Annotated in this window: 16 protein-coding genes; 11 read left to right on the forward strand and 5 right to left on the reverse strand. The window is 70.2% G+C overall.

Features of this window, described 5'->3' with window-relative positions:
- Positions 1-62: 62 nt before the first annotated feature.
- On the reverse strand, positions 63-1,286 hold the full coding sequence (locus ACIP5M_RS21845) for a cytochrome P450 (RefSeq protein ID WP_401199427.1): 1,224 nt from the start codon (positions 1,284-1,286) through the stop codon (positions 63-65).
- 336 nt (positions 1,287-1,622) lie between these two features.
- Here ACIP5M_RS21845 and ACIP5M_RS21850 point away from each other — a divergent pair, with 336 nt between their 5' ends.
- On the forward strand, positions 1,623-3,092 hold the full coding sequence (locus ACIP5M_RS21850; protein WP_401199429.1) for a flavin monoamine oxidase family protein: 1,470 nt from the start codon (positions 1,623-1,625) through the stop codon (positions 3,090-3,092).
- A gap of 64 nt (positions 3,093-3,156) precedes the next feature.
- On the opposite strand, the gene ACIP5M_RS21855 is transcribed toward ACIP5M_RS21850, so the two are convergent.
- Positions 3,157-3,738 (reverse strand): maleylpyruvate isomerase family mycothiol-dependent enzyme, encoded by a 582-nt coding sequence (locus ACIP5M_RS21855; RefSeq protein WP_401199431.1) that lies wholly within the window; start codon positions 3,736-3,738, stop codon positions 3,157-3,159.
- A gap of 200 nt (positions 3,739-3,938) precedes the next feature.
- On the opposite strand from ACIP5M_RS21855, the gene ACIP5M_RS21860 reads away from it, so the two are divergent.
- A complete protein-coding gene (locus ACIP5M_RS21860) occupies positions 3,939-5,108 on the forward strand; it encodes an acyl-CoA dehydrogenase family protein (RefSeq protein ID WP_401199433.1) in 1,170 nt (389 codons plus the stop codon).
- A gap of 157 nt (positions 5,109-5,265) precedes the next feature.
- Here the strand turns inward: ACIP5M_RS21860 and ACIP5M_RS21865 are convergent, their stop codons facing one another.
- The 3 genes from ACIP5M_RS21865 to ACIP5M_RS21875 form a co-directional block, all read right to left on the reverse strand.
- Positions 5,266-6,159 (reverse strand): NAD(P)-dependent oxidoreductase, encoded by an 894-nt coding sequence (locus ACIP5M_RS21865; protein ID WP_401199435.1) that lies wholly within the window; start codon positions 6,157-6,159, stop codon positions 5,266-5,268.
- Positions 6,160-6,444: 285 nt separating this feature from the next.
- Positions 6,445-7,092, reverse strand: a complete 648-nt coding sequence (locus tag ACIP5M_RS21870; protein ID WP_401199437.1) for an NAD(P)-dependent oxidoreductase — start codon at positions 7,090-7,092, stop codon at positions 6,445-6,447.
- Positions 7,093-7,201: 109 nt separating this feature from the next.
- Positions 7,202-8,278 carry a LuxR C-terminal-related transcriptional regulator gene (locus tag ACIP5M_RS21875; protein ID WP_401199440.1) on the reverse strand — a complete coding sequence of 359 codons (1,077 nt, stop codon included), beginning with the start codon at positions 8,276-8,278 and terminating at the stop codon, positions 7,202-7,204.
- A gap of 166 nt (positions 8,279-8,444) precedes the next feature.
- Between ACIP5M_RS21875 and ACIP5M_RS21880 the strand changes: the two genes are divergently transcribed.
- The 9 genes from ACIP5M_RS21880 to ACIP5M_RS21920 all read left to right on the forward strand — a co-directional run bounded on the left by ACIP5M_RS21880 (position 8,445) and on the right by ACIP5M_RS21920 (position 18,783).
- Positions 8,445-8,624, forward strand: a complete 180-nt coding sequence (locus ACIP5M_RS21880; RefSeq protein WP_401199442.1) for a hypothetical protein — start codon at positions 8,445-8,447, stop codon at positions 8,622-8,624.
- A 98-nt stretch (positions 8,625-8,722) separates the two neighbouring features.
- Positions 8,723-11,116: an AAA family ATPase gene (locus tag ACIP5M_RS21885; RefSeq protein WP_401199444.1), complete on the forward strand. Its 2,394-nt coding sequence runs from the start codon at positions 8,723-8,725 to the stop codon at positions 11,114-11,116.
- A 76-nt stretch (positions 11,117-11,192) separates the two neighbouring features.
- Positions 11,193-11,960: an SDR family NAD(P)-dependent oxidoreductase gene (locus ACIP5M_RS21890; protein ID WP_401199446.1), complete on the forward strand. Its 768-nt coding sequence runs from the start codon at positions 11,193-11,195 to the stop codon at positions 11,958-11,960.
- A gap of 52 nt (positions 11,961-12,012) precedes the next feature.
- Positions 12,013-13,224: a cytochrome P450 gene (locus ACIP5M_RS21895; protein ID WP_401199448.1), complete on the forward strand. Its 1,212-nt coding sequence runs from the start codon at positions 12,013-12,015 to the stop codon at positions 13,222-13,224.
- Between the two features lie 11 nt (positions 13,225-13,235).
- Complete coding sequence (locus tag ACIP5M_RS21900; protein ID WP_401199450.1) at positions 13,236-13,445, forward strand: ferredoxin; 210 nt, start codon at positions 13,236-13,238, stop codon at positions 13,443-13,445.
- Complete coding sequence (locus ACIP5M_RS21905; RefSeq protein ID WP_401199451.1) at positions 13,442-14,911, forward strand: MFS transporter; 1,470 nt, start codon at positions 13,442-13,444, stop codon at positions 14,909-14,911. The genes ACIP5M_RS21900 and ACIP5M_RS21905 overlap by 4 nt, the downstream gene beginning before the upstream one ends.
- A 207-nt stretch (positions 14,912-15,118) precedes the next feature.
- Entirely contained in the window at positions 15,119-16,708 is a 1,590-nt protein-coding gene (locus ACIP5M_RS21910; RefSeq protein WP_401199453.1) for an FAD-binding oxidoreductase, read from the forward strand.
- Between the two features lie 14 nt (positions 16,709-16,722).
- Complete coding sequence (locus tag ACIP5M_RS21915; protein ID WP_401199455.1) at positions 16,723-17,505, forward strand: SDR family oxidoreductase; 783 nt, start codon at positions 16,723-16,725, stop codon at positions 17,503-17,505.
- Positions 17,506-17,676: 171 nt separating this feature from the next.
- The gene (locus tag ACIP5M_RS21920) at positions 17,677-18,783 is read left to right on the forward strand and encodes an NAD(P)-dependent alcohol dehydrogenase (protein WP_401199457.1); all 1,107 of its coding nucleotides are present in this window, start codon (positions 17,677-17,679) and stop codon (positions 18,781-18,783) included.
- Positions 18,784-18,853: the final 70 nt, after the last annotated feature.

Consider the following 18,853-nt stretch of genomic DNA (forward strand, 5'->3'; position numbering starts at 1 on the left):
CGTTCCCTCCCGGATCGACTGGCGTCCGGGAGGGGAAGGGCTCGGCGGGCTCGGTCGTCGCTTCAGCGCGAACCGCCGGCATGCAGGTCGACGGGGAGCTTCGTCAGGGCGCGCAGCAGCCAGCTCTCGCTGTACGTGATCTCGTCGCGGGGGATCGCGAGCTCCATCTGCGGGAACCGGCGCAGCACCGCGGGGATCGCGATCTCCGCCTCCAGCCGGGCGAGGGCGGCTCCGATGCAGTTGTGCAGCCCGTGCCCGAGCCCGAGGTTGCGCGGACCCTCGCGGGTGATGTCCAGCCGGTCGGGGTCGGTGAACCGCCGGGGGTCGCGGTTGGCGGACAGGATGGTGGCGATGACGGGGGCTCCCGCAGGCAGGGACACCCCGCCGAACTCCAGGTCCTCCTTGGCGAACCGGAACAGGCCCATCGTGAACGCGCCCTCGTAGCGGAGGAACTCGTCGATCGCCTGCGGGGCCAGCTCGGGCCGCTCGGCCAGCAGGCGCCGCTGGTCCGGGTTGTCCAGCAGGGCGAGGACGGCGGAGCCGATCAGGTTCCTGGTGGTGTCGAGGCCGGCCATGATCATCTGGGCGAGCATGGCCACCAGCTCGTCCTCGGTCAGGCGGTCGTTCCCGTCACGCGCCTCGATGAGGCTGGTGAGCAGGTCGTCACCCGGGGAATTGCGCTTCTCGACGATCAGTTCACGGCCGTACTGCGCGATGTCCTCGAACGCGCTCGTGACGTTCTCGGTCTCGTCATCGGGGTGGAAGGCCCGGTCGATGGCGTTGATGATGTCGTTGTACCGGTCCAGTGAGATACCGAAGATGTTTCCGATCACCTCTGCGGGAACGGCGCCCGCGTAATCCATGAGATCGGGATTCTCCTGCTTCCCGAGCCGGTCGAGAGCGGCCTCGACGATCCGCTCGGTCGACTCGCGCCATTGGGCGATGCGCCGCGGGGTGAACGACCCCATGGCCAGCTTGCGCTGACGGGTGTGGTCCGGCGGGTCGAGCGTGGAAAGGATCCGCTCCACCACGGTTCCCGCACCGAGCACCATTCCGGACTTCTGGAACTCCGGACTCGCGTAGTCCCCCGCATTGGTGCTGAACCGCGGGTCGCCGAGCAGCGCGTGGACATCGTCGAACCGCGTGACGATCCAGGACCGGAAGTCCCCGATGGGGAAATTGAATTCGTGGACCGGGGAGTTGTCGCGGAGCCATGCGAACGCGGGGTAGGGGTTTTGGTAGTAGTCGCTTTCGAAGAGCGCGCTCGGGGGTGACGAGGTAACCATGGGCCGGCCTCCTGCTTGGCGGATGGGAGTGAACTCCCGATGCGGTCCTGAATGAGACCGGGTGGAATCCTATGCAGCGCCGTCAAGGAAGTGGCCATGGCATGGTAATTCGCCGATTCGGCACGCGATGGCCCACCGGTTACGCACCCGTGGCCGTCCCATTGCCGGTCGGTGGCCATTCGGTGGCCATTCGGTGGCCAATCGGTGGCTCTTCGCTCGGGTTTGGCTGGACACTGGCAGTGGCCCAATTGCCGAGCCAGGTTCCGAAGGTTCGCCTCCCTGCTCCGCATTTCGGTCGGCATTCATTTCAGACTTCGATGGGGGAATCCGTACATCATGAACATCCGACGCGATCGATTCAATGCCGCCGATGACGGCTCGGCATCGGGCACCGCGCGCACGACGTCCCGCCGCACCGTCCTCAAGGCGGCCGGAGCCGCCGCCGTGGGTGCCTCGGCGGCCCTCGGGCTCTCGGCTCCCGCGCGGGCCCTGGAGGAGGCGCCCGGGGGGACGTACGACGTCATCGTCATCGGGGCGGGGTTCGCGGGCGTCACGGCGGCGCGCGACCTGGGCAAGCAGGGCAAGCGGGTCCTGGTCCTCGAAGCCCGCGGACGGATCGGCGGACGGACCTGGACCAGCACCCTGGGCGGGCAGCAGGTGGAGATGGGCGGCACCTGGGTGGACCCGGCCACGCAGCCCCACATCGGCGCGGAGATCAAGCGGTACGGGATCGAGCTCCAGGAGGAGGGGTCGATCGACCGCCTGATCCTGCCGACCGCCGGCGGCCCCAAGGAGTTCGACGTGGCCGCGGGCTTCGCGAAGATCGGCGCGCTGCGCGCCTCCCTCTTCGAGGGGTCGGCCGAGTACTTCGACCGACCGTTCGAGCCGCTGCACCGGCTGGACCTGCTGCAGAGCGTCGACAAGCTGTCGCTGCGCGACCGGCTGAACCAGCTCGCGCTCTCGCCGGCGGACGAGATCCTCATCAACGGCGAGACGGCGCTGCTGGCCGGCGGCACCAGCGCGCAGGGCGCGCTGACGATGCTGGCCCAGCAGTGGCAGCTCGCGGGCGGGACCGAAACCGGCTGGAACAACACGGTGCGCTGGAGCATGAAGCAGGGCACCTCCGGCCTGCTGAACGCCATGATGAAGGACTCCGGCGCCACCCTGCGCCTCAACTCGCCCGCCGCCTCGGTCGCCGACGGCGGCAAGGGGATCCAGTACGTGACCACGAAGGCCGGCGTGCGGTACGCCGGACGCACCGTGATCGTGGCGGCGCCCATCAACGTGTGGAAGACGATCAAGTTCAGTCCGTCGATGCCCGCCGCGCACACCGCGGCGACGACGCAGAACGCGGGCGGCACGGAGCACGGCAAGAAGTTCTGGATCCACGCCCGCACCGGGCAGGGCCGGTTCTACGCGCAGGGCGCCGAGGGCGGCCCGTCGATCCCGTGGCTGCAGGCGGGACCGGCCACCTCCGAGGGACAGCTCTACGTGGGCTTCAGCGTCGACCCGAACCTCGACGTCAACAACGTCACCCAGCTCAAGGCGGCCGTGCAGCAGCTCGGTGTCGACCTCGACATCATCTCCGTCAAGGGTCACGACTACGGCAAGGACGAGTACGCCCTCGGTGCCTGGGGCTTCCGGAACCCGGGCCAGCTGACCTCGCTGTACCCGAACGTCCTGGCGGACACCGGGCGGGTCGTGTTCGCCAGTGGCGACGCCGCCAACGGCTGGAGCGGCTACATCGACGGGGCGCTCGAGTCGGGCGTGCGAGCCGTCAAGCAGGTGCAGCCCTACCTCTCCTGATCACCGGACGGCCCGGCCGCGCACGCGCGCGGCCGGGCCGTCCGTACACGGGCGGGGCTCCCTCTCAGCGGACGTCCGCGTACCAGCGCCAGTCCCGCTGACGCTCCAGGCCGGGCAGCGCGGCCCGGCCGGTACACCACAGCAGGGTCTCGGAGGGCCGGAAGCCCGACGGCGCCTGCGGGAACAGCCGCTGCACGACCGGCTCGCACAGGTCGTCGGGCAGCGGCTGGTCCAGCCCGAAGCCCTGGGCGATGTCGCGGCTGTGCACCAGGACCTCGAGTACGTGCATGGCCCCGTACCCCGCCGCGTCGGCGGTGCCCCACGGGTGGAAGGCGCGGACCTCGGGGCCGGTCTCCCGGAGGGTAGAGCGCAGGAGCGTGCCCCCGATCCGGATCCCCTCCACCGCCAGCTCGGGCGGCGTGCCGGCCTCGACGGAGAAGCGCACGCCGATGTAGCGGTCGGTGGGCCGGGCGATGAGCAGAGCCGAGTATCCGAACACGGCTTGGGACAGGTGGGAGATCGTCTGATAGCAGCTCCACTCCAGTTCTCCGGCGGGGCGGGACCAGTCCTGGTCCGTGCACTTGTCGAGGACGCCGGTGCTGAAAGAGGTCGCTTCGCTTACGAGGTCGGGCCACAAGGTAGTCACCGGTTCATGCTGCCATCGGAGGGTCTTTTCCATGTCCGCTTCACCCACAGAGGAATCACCGGCCGGTAATCGACCGGTAATCGAGATCACCGGCCGGTCGTGCCGATATTCGGAGTTACCGTCACATGACTGTGCACTCCCTGTCGGTCAGTAGCGTGTTCCCCGAACAAATTCAGCAATGCCGAGGAGCCGGAGTGCCCATGAATGACGAGCTGATATCCCTGCTCGATGCGGTGAGGGACATCGTTCCCACGCTCCGCAAGAACGGTGTCGAGGCGGAGGACCGGCGCTGGATCCCCGAGGAGAACATCGAGCTGCTGGAGAGCGCCGGGGTCTTCCGCATGGCGGTGCCCCGGCGGTTCGGCGGTCTCGAGCTCGGCGTGGCCGACCAGAGCAAGGTCATCGCCGAGATCTCCCGGGGCTGCCCCTCCACCGGCTGGCTGACCATGGTGTGGGTGACCAGCGCCTGGGCGACGGGGCTCTACTCCGACCGGGCCCAGGAGGAGGTCTTCGCCGACGGCTCGGTGCGCGTCTCCATCGTCTTCGCTCCGAACGGAACGCTCGTCCCCGTCGAGGGGGGATACACCCTCAACGGCACCTGGAAGTTCAACTCCGGCTGCCGCGGCGCCCATTGGAACCTGGTCGCCGGGATGGTCCAGCGGCCCGACGGCTCGGCCGAAGAGGTCATCGCCGTGGTGCCGATGGACCGGCTGACCGTCGTCGACGACTGGGACGTCTCGGCCGCCGCCGGCACCGGAAGCGCGACCACGGTGGCCAAGGACGTCTTCGTGCCGGCGCACCACGTGGTCTCCTACGAGGAGGCGATGATCGGCACCACCGCGAACCGCTCCAACACCGGTGCCACGGGCCGTAATTACGGGCTCCTCGGGTACATCCTCGCGGACGTCGCGTCGGTGTTCATCGGCATCGCCCGCGGCGCGTACGAGCTGTTCGTCGAGCGGCTGCCCGGCCGCGGCATCACCTACACCAACTGGACCGAGCAGGGCCTGTACCCGCTCACCCAGGTCCAGGTGGCCACCGCGGCGAACAAGATCGATGCCGCCGAGGCACTCTCCACCCGGTGGCTCGACGTGCTCCAGAAGCGAGCGGACGCCGGCGAACAGCCCACGGACGAGGAGAAGGCCGCGATACGGGGCCAGACCGCCTTCGCGGTGGAGCTGTGCCGGGAGGCGGTCGCGCTGCTCTTCCGGGCGAGCAGCGGTTCGGTCATCCAGCGCAACGTCGACCTGCAGCGGTTCCACCGGGACATCGAGGGCCTGTCGCTGCACGCGCTGGTGCAGCTCAACGCCAACCTGGAGGTGCAGGGACGCGTCCTGCTCGGCCTCGACCCGGAGACCGATTTCCTGTAGCCGCCCCGCGCACCACGCCACCGCGCCCCGCCGGACCCTCCGGCGGGGCGCGGTCGTAGGGCCGTGGGGGCCGGGGAACAGCACGATCCCGTCCGGTCGGGTGACCGGACGGGATCGGGTGGGGACGTCGCCGTGCCCGAGGACCGGGCCGGTGCCGCTACGACGCCTTGGGGTCCTGGAACAGCTCGATCATGGCGGCGTAGCTGTTCTCGGCGTAGCCCTTGGCGATGACCCGCTTCACCAGGGCGTGCACGGAAGCGGGCAGCTCGGTGTTGATGCCCTGGGCCTCGCTCTCGTGGAGGAGGTGCTCGATCGACGCGAAGTGGGTTTCGAGCTTGGCGTCGTTCGCCGGGTACTTGCCGTCACCGGCGTCGATCTGGCCCGCGTAGTCCGTGGCGAAGTGCTTGACGGCGTCGATCCACGAGGTGGCCCACGGCAGGAAGGCCTTGGCGTCGATGTTCGCGCTCTTGAGCAGCGCCGCACCGTGGATGAAGCTGTTCAGGGTGCCCCACATGACGCCGAGCAGCGCGACGTCGTAGAGCACGGCGAGGCCGGGGTCCTCACCCACGTACGTGGTGGCACCGCCCAGCACCTTCAGCGTGGCCTCGTGCTTGTCGAACGCGCCCTTCGAGCCGCTGTGGAAGAGCACGGACTCCGCCGCGCCGATCGTCGCGGGAATGGCCATGATCGCACCGTCGAGGTACTCGGCACCCCGCTCGGTGGCCCACACGGCCGTTTCGCGGGCCTGCTCCGAGGAACCGGAGGTCAGGTTGGCGAGGACCCGGCCGGACAGGGCACCGTCCAGCGGGTCGAGGATCTCGTGCATCACGTCATAGGTCGACAGGCAGACGACGATCAGCTCGCCGGCGCTCACCGCGTCCGCGGCGGTGGGCGCGAGTAAGGCTCCCTGCCGGACGAGTTCATCGGCCTTCTCGGGCGAGCGGTTCCACACGGTCGTCCGGTGGCCCGCCTTCACGAACGCGGCGGCCAGCGCCTGTCCCATGAGTCCCAGTCCGATGACCGTAACCGGTGAGCGGTCGTTGCCCGCCATTGCAGCTCCTCTGTATTACCGGGAAGACCGGCGCGATGTGTGCGCACCCGTGCCCTCCGCGTGAATCGTTTCGACGCGCCGGCAGCGCCGAAGAGTGATCACCCCGCCCCTCCGGCGCTCAGCCTGTTCAGCCTTGTCGACCGGGGATTTCGGTTCAAGTACTTACTTTCAAGTGCCCACTTACCGGTTTGTAAGTGCTCTGCGGACCCGAACGGGGCACTGCCTCCCGCGCCAGGTGTCCGGACCCGGCTCGGGAGGCAGTGCGCGCGGGGGTGCGCTTCCGCGTCAGTCGGCGACGGAGATGCGGGTCTTGTGGTGCTTCGGGGTCTCGGCCTCGTCCAGGAGGGCGACGGCGAGGTCCGCGTAGGAGAGGTGGCTGGTGCCGTCCTCCTTGGTCAGCAGCTGGTCGCCGCCGACGCGGTACGTGCCCGTGCGCTCGGCCTCGTCGAGGACCATCGGCGGGGTGACGACCAGCCAGTCCAGGTCCGTGGTGGCGGAGCGGAAGACCTCGAGGCCGGCCGCGTGGCCCTTCGAGAACTCCAGGAAGGCCTCCGGGAAGTCCGGGCCGTCCATGATGCGCTGGCCGGGGGCGAACTCCAGGTTGGAGACGAGGCCGATGATCAGGGCGCGGCGGACGCCGGCCTGCGGCAGGCTCTCCAGGAGCGCGTGGGCGGCGCCGACGAAGAACGGCTCCGGGGCGGAGGAGGCGTCGTAGACCGCGCTGATGGCAATGTCGTGGCCCTCGGCCGCGGCGGCGACGCTGCGGACGTTGGTGATGTCACCGGCGACGACCTGGACCCGGGCGGACGCCAGGTCCTCGTACTTGGCGGGGTCGCGCACGACGGCGGTGACCTCGTGGCCGCGGGACAGGGCCTCGGTCACGACCGCACGACCGGCCTTGCCGCCGGCTCCGAACACAACAACCTTGCTCATCTGGGATGCCTTTCTCGTACCGAAGGGCCGCGGGGGAACGTCAACCGGCCCGAAAATGACGGTAGTCAAAGAGATTTGGACGAGCAACGGGAGTTGACCCCAGAGTTCTTTAGGGGGTGCCTCCGAAAATCCCCGCGGGCCTGCCGGGGATCCCGTCCTCCTCGCTCTCGACGAGCGGCACCAGGTCGTTGTGGCGGATGAGGTAGCCGGCCTGGAGGCGGGTACGGGCGCCGATGCGCTGCATCAGGTCCGAGACGCGGCGCTGGCAGGTGCGGGGGGAGATGCCGAGCTGACGTGCGATGGACTTGTCGTCGTGGCCGCTCACGAGCATCCGGAGCACCGCTTCATTCAGCGAATCCGAAATGGACCGGATCTCGCTCCGGTCGAATTCGGGATTGAACGGCTCGGAGGTGGCCCAGGCGTATTCGAAGGACTGGACCACGAACTGGGTGACGTCGGGGTTGCGGATGAGCGCGGCGCCGTGCGGATTGTCCGGCAGGGTGATGACGGCCGTGGTGCGGTCGTACACGATGGCCCGTGCGAAGCCGCTGCCGGTGGTGCGCACCTCGGCGCCGTTGCCGGTGATCCTGGTGACGTAGTCCCGGGTGGGCTGGTCGAACCGGGCGGTGTGCTGGTAGAGCGTGCGCATGCGCACCCCGCGGTTCAGGATGACGCTGTCGCGGCGGGCCGTCTCCTCGAGGACCTCCGGGCTCCGGGCGCCGCCCGGCTGGGAGGTGATGACCTCCGACTGGCACTCGTCCGCCAGCCGGCCCAGGACCCCGCGCACCGCGTCGAGGTCGTCGATGCGCTCGATGCCCGAGGTGCGCGAACCGTCCGAGGTGCTGGAGCGGTAGAGCGGCAGCAGGCTGTGCAGCTGCTGGCGTACTTGTTCCACCGCGTGCTGGCGGGCGCGCAGTTCCTCGTCGTACGGGGAGAGGAGTTGGAGGGAGGCGGAGGCGGGGTCGACGACGACGAACTGACCGCGCCCGTCCCCGGCGGGCCGGAGCAGCCGGAGCTTGGCCAATTCCCCTACGGCTGACTCGACTTGGCCGAAGGGGAGGCTGAGGTCCTCGGCGCACGCGGACACCTCGATGCACACGCGCTGGACCGCGTAGGAGTAGACCCGGTGGGTGACCGTATCCGCTTGGGGAACGCTGGAGGCGTCCGGTATGTCATTGGTTGCCACGATTTGGATCCTCTCCACTTTCAGCCAGTCGCCAAGTGGATCCTACGCATTCACGAGCCCGCCGCCCCGGGGCTGTGATGATTGCCGACAGCGGGGGGAACGCCGCGGACCAGCGAGTTGCCCGCCGTTCTTTCCATGCGTACCGCTCATTGTTCTGGGGGAACTGATGACGCTCGTGCATTTCAACATGCGTACTTTCGCCAACTTCGCTCTGGTCGGTGCCGTCCTCGCCGGGCTGTTCGTAGTGAGCGCGGGCGGCGACCACGTCGTGGACCGGACGGGGCTCGTCGCCGGGGCGGAAGCGGGCCCGGGTGACACGCACCCGGACGACCAGGGGTGGGGCTGAACCACCGCGCACGCGGGACCGGGTCCCGCGACGCTGTGCAGGCCACGGGGGGCGCAGGGGGCGCAGCCTGAAATGACGCAAACTGGGGGATACACCTGATGACTTCCATCCACAATGCATTCGGATGGAAAGTGCTCCGCGACATTCTTGCCGACGCGACCGCGGGGTACGGAAGAACCGCTCTGGTGACCGGTCCGGTCGCAGCGGGCAAGACGACGCTTCTGAATTCCTTTGCCGAATACGCCGCGGCGCGCGGGGTGATGGTGCTCCGGGCCGACTGCTCGCGCTTCACGCCGGCCGGTCCGCTCGGCCTGGCGCGCCGGCTGCTCGGCACGCAGCCCGAGTCCACGGACGACTCCGGTCTCGCGCCCGAGGACCAGGAGCTGGAGGCCGACGAGGCCATCGCGCACATCGTCGAACTGTCGTACCGGAGCACCGTGCTCGTGTGCGTCGACGACCTGCGCCACGCGCACCCGGCGTCGGCCGGCTTCCTGTCGCGGCTGGCCTCCGCCATCGGTGACCGGCCGGTCCTCGTCGTGGCCACCGACCGGGTCGGCTCGCCGCACGGCTACCACTGGCTCGCCCAGGAGCTGACCGGCCGCTCCACGTTCCGGAAGATCTCTCTCACCTCGCTGCTGCCCGAGCAGCTCGTGGCGCTGGCGGAGGCGGAGTTCGGCCTGGGTATCGACGCGGACACCGCGTCCCGGCTGCTGCGGCTCTCCAACGGCAACATGCTGGTCACCACGGCGCTGCTGCGCGACCTCGCGGCGGACCGGGACCGCTACCCGGCTCCCGGCGAGGGAGCCCAGGTCCCCATCGGGCCGGGGTACGCGCGCGCCGTCCTGGAGACTCTGCACCGCCTCGACCCCGAGATACGGGAGATCGCGGAGGCGATCGCCGCCGCGGGCGAGCACGAGTCGGCGCGTCTGATCGCCGAGATCTCGGGCAACGAGATCGCCGTCGTCCAGGAGGCCACGTGCGAGCTCGTCGCGGCGGGCCTGCTCGCGGCCGGCGGATTCCGCCACGAGATGGCGCGCGGCGCCATCCTCGGCGACATGCCGCGCCGGCGCCGGGTGACCCTGGGCAAGCAGACCGCCGTCGCGCTCAAGGACGACGGGGCATCGGCGGAAGAGGCCGCCCGGTGGTTGGAGTCCTTCCACAACGGCCCCGTGCCGCCGCCGGCGCCCCAGCGCAGCACCGGGGACGACTTCCGGATCTCCGGCCGCCGGCTCGAAACCCTGTGGGACGCCCGCGACATCCTGGGCAGCATCGATCAGGGCATCCACGACCTGACCGCCCGCGAGGACCTGCGGCTGATGGACCTGGAGGGCGGCAAACTCCTGGTCGCCGCCGAGTTCCCGGGCCTGCTGCGCCAGGCCGTCGACGAGCGGGCCCCGCGCCAGCGGATCGACACCACCTCGGTCCAGGGGGCCCGGTACGCCGCCGCCTGGTCCCTCGCCGGGACGCTGACCGGCCGCACCGACCCCGCGCACGCCGCCCAGCTCGCCGACCAGGCGCTCGAACGCAGCATCTTCACCGACGAGATGGCGCCCGCCACGCTCGCCGCCCTCTGGGCTCACGTGCTCGGGGGGCGGCCCGAACAGGCCCGTTCCTGGTGCGACCGCTTCCTGGCCGACACCACGCACCGCCAGGTCATGCCGTGGAGGGCGTCGCTCACCGCGCTGCGGGCGGAAGCGGCCCTGCGCACGGGTGACCACGCCGAAGCCGTCAGCGACGCGGCACTCGCCCTGCGGATGCTGCCCGCCTCCCGGTGGGGCGTGCGGATCGGCGGACCGCTGGCCACCCTGCTGCACGCGCACACCCTCACCGGCGCTTCGGCCAAGGGGGCCGTGCTGTTGCGGCGCCGGCTGCCGGAGTCCATGTTCGAGACCCGGTACGGGCTCGGCTACCTGTACGCGCGAGGCCACCACCACCTGGCCACCGGGGACCACCTGCTCGGCCTCGCGGACTTCCTGCGCTGCGGCCGGATCCTGGCCGACTGGGGCTTCGACCGCGACCGGCGGATCCCCTGGCGGCTGTCCGCGGCCGCCGCCTACATGGCCATGGGGGACTACAGCAAGTCCGTCGAGTACATCGTGCAGGCGCTGGACCGGCCCGGGCTGCTCGCCGCCGCCACGGACGCGGGAGAGAGCCGCTTCGACACCCGGGAGGCGATCTTCGAACAGCTGCGGGAGGCCATCGGCACGCCGGGCCTGGCCACGGTCGCCGCCGGACTGCAGAGCGGCGGGCTGCTCTCCGGGATGGAGGGCGACGTACCGCGGTACAAGATCTACGACCGCAACACGGTGTGCCTCCAGCAGCTCAGCCCCTCGGAACGGCGCGTGGCCGTGCTGGCCGCCAAGGGCGTGTCCAACCAGAAGATCGCCCGCGAGCTGTCGGTGACGGTGAGCACGGTCGAACAGCACCTGACCCGCACCTACCGCAAACTCCAGCTCGCCGACCGCCAGGAGCTCCGCTCCCGGCTGGGCTGAACCCAGGCGTGAGCCGCCGCGACGTCCGCGGCGGCTCACGCCTGTCCCGATGAAAAGAACAAATAGAGGAAAACTCATGGAATTCGGACTCAAGGACAAGGTCGTCGTCATCACCGGCGCCAGCGGGGGGATCGGCCGCGCCGCGGCGGTGGCCTTCGCCGCCGAGGGCGCCCGTGTCGTCGCCACCTACCACAGCAACCCGGGCGGGGCCCAGGAGACCGTGCGCCGGGCCGGACTCGCCGGAGGCGAGGTCGTCGCCGAGCAGCTCGACCAGGGTGACCAGGCCTCCATCACGCGTTTCCTGACGGCCGTCGACAACCGCTGGGGCAGCGTCGACGTCCTCGTCAACAACGCGGTCGCCATGCCCGGCTTCCCCGGCCACGGCGAACTCTTCGAGACCGAGCCCGCCGAGCGTTTCGCGGCCTCCCTCCAGGCCAACCTGCTCGGTCCGTACCTGCTGAGCCGCGCCGTCGTCGGCGGCATGAGGCGCAACAAGTGGGGCCGCATCGTGCACATCTCCTCCACCTTCGCCGAGGACGGCTACCCGGGCCGCTCCGCCTACGCCGCCGCCAAGGCCGGACTGCACGGCCTGACCCGTGTCATGTCCCGCGAGCTCGGCCGCGCCGGGATCCTCACCAACGCCGTCCTGCCGGGCTTCACCCCGGGCGAGAAGCCCATGTCGCAGGGCCTGCTCAACTTCACGGCCGAAGCCGCCGCCACCAAGCGGAACACCTCCCCCGAGGACGTCGCCAACACCGTCGTCTTCCTCGGCTCCGCGGCCAACAGCAACGTCACCGGCGAACTCGTCCGCGTCGACGGCCACTTCCTGACGCCCGCCCCGTGAGCGGCGTGCCCTCGACCCGACCACGACCCACCCAGACTGGAGACCTTTCCCGATGACGGAGACGCTCGCGTCCGAAACGACGGAAGCGCTGCCCGAGCTGCCGATGACCCGCACGTGCCCGTACCACCCGCCGGCCGAGTACGAGGACCTGCGCGCGATCGGTCCCGTGACGCGTGTGCGCCAGTGGGACGGCCGCCCCCTGTGGGCCGTGACCGGACACGCCGAGACCCGTGAACTCATGTCGCACCCGGCCATGTCGGTCGACCGGTTCCACCCCAACTTCCCCATGCCGATCCCGGCGCTCACCCAGCTCCAGACCCCGCGCTCGGCGGCCATCGGCGCCCTCATCAGGACCGACCCGCCCCTGCACACCAAGCAGCGGCGCGACGTCCTGCCCAGCTTCACCCTCAAGAAGATCGCCAACATCAAGCCCGAGATCGAGCGGACCGCGACCGCGCTCGCCGACGAGATGGTTGCCTCCGGCAATTCAGCCGACCTTCTCGAGGTCTACGTCAAGCCGCTGATCGCCATGGTGCTCTCGCAGCTCCTCGGCATCCCGTACGAGGACCGCAACTACTTCGAGGACCTCACCTACCGCCGCTTCGACCCCGAGCAGGTCGTCGACGCGATGAGCGACCTGGCCGACTACCTCGGCAAGCTCCTGATCGCCAAGGAGACCGCCCCCGGCGAGGGCCTCCTCGACGACCTGGTCACCCAGGTCCTGGACGGCACCCTGGAGCGCGACGAACTCGTCCGCTACGCCCTGGTGCTGGTCATCGCCGGCCAGGAGACCACCGCCAACACCGTCGCCCTCAGCGTCCTCACCCTCCTCGAGCACCCCGAGCAGCTCGCCGAGCTCAAGGCCGACGGCGAACTGTGGCGCAACGCCGTCGAGGAGCTGCTGCGCTTCCTCTCCCTCACCGGCGGCCTCTCCCGCGTGGCCACCGCCGACATCGAGATCGCCGGCGTCACCATCCGCGAGGGCGACGGCATCCTCTTCCTCAACCCCGCCGCCAATCGCGACGAGGCCCAGTTCGAGCGCGCCAACGAGCTCGACATCCACCGCAACGTCCGCAACCACCTCAGCTTCGGCTTCGGCATCCACCAGTGCATCGGACAGAACCTGGCCCGCGTCGAACTCGACGTCGCCCTGCGCACCCTGTTCGACCGCGTCCCCACCCTGCGTCTCGCCTCCCCCGTGGAGGAGATCGAGGTCAAGCAGGGCCTGGTCTTCGGCCTCGCCGAACTGCCGGTGGCCTGGTAACGGAGCCCACCATGACCCTTCACATCACGGCGGACACCGCCGTCTGCATCGGCGCCGGCCAGTGCGTCATGACCGCGCCCGACCTCTTCGACCAGGAGGAGCACGGCACCGTCATCGTCCTCGAGGACGAGGTCCCCACGGACCAGCGGGCACTCGTGCGCGAGGCGTCCTACCTGTGCCCCTCGCGGGCCATCACCTTCACCGAGACGAGCGACACGTGACCGACACCCTGGCCGGCGCCCCGGCCACGAAGACCGGCGGGCGCGACACCCGCTGGTGGGGGCTGGTGATCATCTCGCTGGCCCAGCTGATGGTCTGGCTGGACGCCACGATCGTCGCCGTCGCCCTGCCCTCCGCCCAGGAGGCCGTGGGCCTCACCGACTCCTCCCGCCAGTGGACGGTGACGGCCTACGCCCTCACCTTCGGCGGCCTGCTGCTCCTCGGAGGCCGCGTCGGCGACGTCCTCGGCCTCAAGCGCTCCCTGATGATCGGTGTCATCGGCTTCTCCCTCGCCTCCGCCCTCGGCGGCGCGGCGACCACGCCGGAGATGCTGATCGGCGCACGGGCCGCGCAGGGCGTCTTCGCCGCCCTGATCGCCCCGTCCACCCTCTCCCTGATCAGCAGCACCTTCACCGTTCCCGCCGAACGCGCCAAGGCCTTCGGCATCTTCACCGCCATCTCGATGTCCGGCGGCGCCACCGGCCTCATCCTGGGCGGCGCGCTCACCGACTACCTCGACTGGCGCTGGTGCTTCTACATCAACATCCTCTTCGCCGCGGCCATCCTGATCGGCGGCTTCCTCGCCCTGGTCAACCCGGAACGCAACCCGGACACCAAGCTCGACGTCCCCGGTGCGATCCTCGCCACGGCGGGCATGCTGGCGCTCATCTACGGTCTCGGCGAGGGCGGTTCGCAGGGCTGGGACTCTCCCGTCATCCTCGGGGCGCTCGGCGCGGCCGTCGTGCTGCTGGGCGCCTTCGTCCTCGTACAGCACAAGTCGGAGCGGCCGCTGCTGCCCCTGCGGGTGCTCACCAACCGCAACAGCGGTGGCGCGTTCCTCGCCATGAGCATCTCGGCCTTCTGCATGCTCGGCATGTTCCTCGGCATGACGTACCAGCTCCAGTCCGTCATGGGGTACTCGCCGTTCAAGACCGGCCTGGCCTTCCTGGCCTACATCATCACCGCCGCCGTCTACTCCACCAAGGTGGCCAGCAAGCTCCTGCTGCGCCTGCGGCCGAACGTCATGATCGCGGCAGGGCTGGTCATCTCCGCCCTGGGGCTGCTCGTCCTGACCCGGCTCACCCCGGACAGCGGGTACCTCACCGGCGTCTTCCCCGCCCTGCTCCTGTTCGGGCTGGGCGTCGGAAACCTCGCCGTGCCCGTCTTCCAGACGGCGATGGCCGCGGCCGAACCACGTGACGCGGGCATCGTCTCGGCGGTCGTCAACACCTCGCAGCAGGTGGGCGGTTCGGTCGGCGCGGCCCTGCTCAACACCGTCTCGACCAGCGCTGCCGCGACCTACCTCGCCTCGCACGCGGGAGCGGCCGGGGCGGAGCAGGAGGCGGCGGTCCACGGACTCGCCCTGGCCTGCGCGGTCGCGGCGGGCGTCGCCCTCGTCGGCGCCGTGGTCGCGGGCACGCTCATCAACGTGCGGCCCAAGCGGCCCGAGGCCGCCGCTCAGGAGTAGTGCCACACCGGCGCCGGCGGCCGTGAACGCGTGAAGTCCGCGGTGGTCTGCCGGGCGACGGTTGGGGTTTCTTAGGGGAGTTATTTGCCGGCGATGGCCGATAACCTCCCCTAGGAAATCACTCCAACCTTCCCGCATTCCATGCATCAAGGGGACTTTGCTGTGTCCGTTTACGCCAGACGAAGTGTCATAGTGGGCGCCGGAGCGGTGGCCGCAGGCCTCGCCGTGCCCCAGGTGGCCCACGCCATCGACCCGACGTCGCCGCCGCCTTCGGGAAAGATCGAAAACAGCCCGTCGGTCGTCGTCCCGTCGTCGGATCCCCGTTATGGGGAACTGCAGCTGCGCAACTGGAACAAGCTGTACAAGGCCAATCCGGAATACTTCCGAATTGTTCGTACGCCGTACCAGGTGAACCGGGCCGTCGCCGACGCCTACGCCGCCGGAAAGCGGATCGCGGTCCGCTCCGGCGGCCACGGCCTCGCCGGCCTCGTCGAGGACCCGGCCAACCAGGTCGTCATCGACTTCTCCGAGATGCGCTCGGTGACGTACGACGACACCATGGCGGCCTTCTGCATCGAGCCCGGCGCCACGCTCGGCCAGATCTACCGCAACCTCGACTACGGCTGGGGCGTCACCCTCCCCGCCGGAACCTGCCCCGCCGTCGGCGCGGGCGGCCACATCATCGGCGGCGGCGTCGGTGCGCTGTCCCGCCAGCACGGTCTGGTCTCCGACCACCTCTACGCCGTCGAGGTCGTCCACGTGAACGCGGCCGGCGAGGTCAAGACGGTCGTCGCCACCCGCGACCCCGCCGACGCCAACCGCGACCTGTGGTGGGCCTTCGCCGGCGGTGGCGGCGGCAACTTCGGTGTCGTCAGCCGCTTCTGGCTGCGCAGCCCGAACGTCACCTCCACCAAGCCGCAGGACCAGCTGCCCCGGCGCCCCCAGGCCATCATGACCGCGCGCGCCATCTGGAACTGGGCCGACATGGACCAGGTGTCGTTCATCCAGCTGCTGAAGAACTTCGGCACCTGGCACGAGCAGTACAGCGCCCCCGGCCAGCGCGGCAACCAGCTCTACGCCTCGCTGATCGCCCCCCGCAAGGAAGCCGGCAAGATCTTCGTCTCCGCCCAGGCCGACCCCGCCGACCCGGCGAACGAGACGCTGCTGAACGACTTCATGACGGCGCTCACCGCCAACGTCACCCCGCGCGCCACCATGATCAACACCGGCCGCCAGCCGTGGCAGTACACCACCGTGAACGCCGCCGACACGGCCGTCGCCATGGGCGTCACGGGCCCGCCGCGCTCCCGCACCAAGGGCGCGCTGCTGCGCAAGCGCTACACCGACGAGCAGGCCGCGCTCATCTACGCGAAGCTGACGTCGACCACGTACTCCCACACGGCGTCGAGCTTCAGCCTCGGGTCCTTCGGCGGCCAGATCAACGCCGTCGCCGAGAACGCGAGCGCCTCCGTGCACCGCTCGGCGATCATGCTCGCCTCGGTCTTCAGCTGCTGGGACGTTCCCGCCGACGACGCCAGGCACCAGACGTGGAACCGCGAGTTCTACCGCGACCTGTACGCCGACACGGGCGGCGTCCCGGTCCCCAACGACCGCTACGACGGCTGCTTCGTCAACTGGCCCGACACGGACCTGGCCGACCCGGCCTGGAACACCTCCGGCGTCCCGTGGACGACCCTGTACTACAAGGGCAACTACGCCAAGCTCCAGCAGGTCAAGGCCAAGTACGACCCGAAGGACATCTTCCGCCACAAGCTGTCCGTGCAGCTCCCGGCCTGAGCGTGGAGCAGCCAGTGAACACCGAGAAGCCCGTCGTCCTCGTCACCGGCGGAGCCGGCGGCATCGGCGCCGCGGCCGTCCGCCGGTTCACCCGGAACGGCAGCTCCGTGGTGATCGCGGACGTGGACGCCGAGCGGGGAACGGCCCTCGCCGCCGAGACCGGCGCCCACTTCGTCCGCACCGACGTCCGTGACCTCGCGGACAACGAGGCCGCGGTGGCCGTCGCCGTCGAGCGGTTCGGCCGGCTGGACGTCGTCCACCTCAACGCCGGGACCATCAGCAGCACGTCGATCGGGGAGGGGTTCGACCCCGAAAGGTACCGGCGGCTGCTGGCCATCAACCTCGACTCCGTCGTGTACGGGATCCAGGCGGCCCACGCCCCGCTCAAGGCCACCGGCGGCAAGATCGTCGTCACCGCCAGCGCCACCGGGATGCGGCCCTCGTACGAGGTCTTCTACTCGGCGAGCAAGCATGCCGTCGTGGGCCTCGTCCGCTCCCTCGGGCCGGTCCTCGAGGCCGACGGGATCTCCGTCAACGCCCTGTGCCCCGGCCTCGTCGACACCCCGCTGATCGCGGACCGCATGGCCGAGCTGACCCGTGCGGGGATGGCGGTCTCCAGCGCCGAGAGCGTCGTGGACGCCCTGGAAACCGTCCTCGCGGACCCGCGCACCGGACTGGCCTGGCTGGTCATGGCCGACCGCCCCCTGGCCCCGTTCGCCTTCGCGGACCTGCCCGTCCCGCAGGAGCGGAACCTCGCCTTCGAGAACGGCGGAGTACGCGCCGTCCGTACGGCCTGACCTCCGCCACCGCGCTCCACCGCTCCACCGCTCCACCCGGAGCGACCACGCCCGCCCGGGCCCGGCTCAGCCGGGCCCGGGCGGAACCGTGGGCACACACCGGCGGATCCGCCGGGGGTGCCGACCGTTCGAACCGTCTCATCCACCGTGAACGCAGGAAGGAACCACCGCATGGCTGTTACCAAGGCGGCGATCGTCAGGGAGAAGGGAGGGCCGTTCCGGATCGAGGAGATCCAGGTGGAGGTACCGCGCCTCGACGAGGTCGCCGTACGCATCGTCGGAACCGGCCTCTGCCACACCGACCTGCTCGCCCGCGACCAGGTCCTGCCGCCCGGCGCCCCCGCCGTACTCGGCCACGAGGGCAGCGGCGTCGTGACGGCCGTCGGTGCCGCGGTCACCTCGGTCGCCGTCGGCGACCGGGTCGTCCTGGCCCCCATGAGCTGCGGCCGCTGCCGCGGCTGCCACAGCGGACACCCCATGCACTGCTCCTCGTTCCTCGGCGTCAACCTGATGGGCAGCCGCCGGGACGGCAGCACCGCCTACCGCGACGCCGCGGGCGGGGAACTGCGCGGACACTTCTTCGGCCAGTCCTCCTTCAGCACGCAGGCCGTCGTCAACGAGCGCAGCGTCGTGCGGATCCCCGACGACTGCGCCGACGTACCGCTGGAACTGCTCGGCCCGATGGGATGCGGCCTGCAGACCGGAGCGGGGACCGTACTGAACTCCCTCAAGCCCTCCGCCGGCAGCAGCATCGTCGTCCTGGGCGCGGGAGCCGTCGGCCTGGCCGCCGTCATGGCCGCGGGGATCGTCAGCGCCGGCCGGATCATCGCCGTGGACCTGCACGACAGCCGGCTCGAACTGGCCCGGGAACTCGGCGCCACCCACACCTTCCGTGCCGACTCCGACTCCCTGGTCGAGGACATCCTCGCGCTCACCGGCCAGGGAGCCGACTTCGCCGTCGACGCCGTCGGCCTGCCGCAGACCGTCCGCACCGCGGTCGCCGTCCTCGGCATCGGCGGCACGGCGGCCGTCGTCGGCTCCGCCGGCGCCGGCCAGGAGGCCTCGCTCGGGATCTCCCAGCTCTTCGGGCGCACGGTCAAGGGGGTCGTCGAGGGCGACTGCGTGCCGGCCCTGCTCATCCCGGAGCTCATTCGGCTCCACCGGGCAGGCCGCTTCCCGTTCGACAAGCTCATCCGGACCTACGGCTTCGACGACATCGAGCAGGCCGTCAAGGACGCCGAGGACGGCCGCACCGTGAAGCCGGTACTTGTCGTCTGAATGTTTCCGCCACATTTCCCACGGGGCGCGGCACCGCAACAACGGTGCCGCGCCCTCCGCTTTTGCCCGC

It is taken from the genome of Streptomyces sp. NPDC088762 (genome assembly GCF_044750905.1).
Lineage (GTDB): Bacteria > Actinomycetota > Actinomycetes > Streptomycetales > Streptomycetaceae > Streptomyces.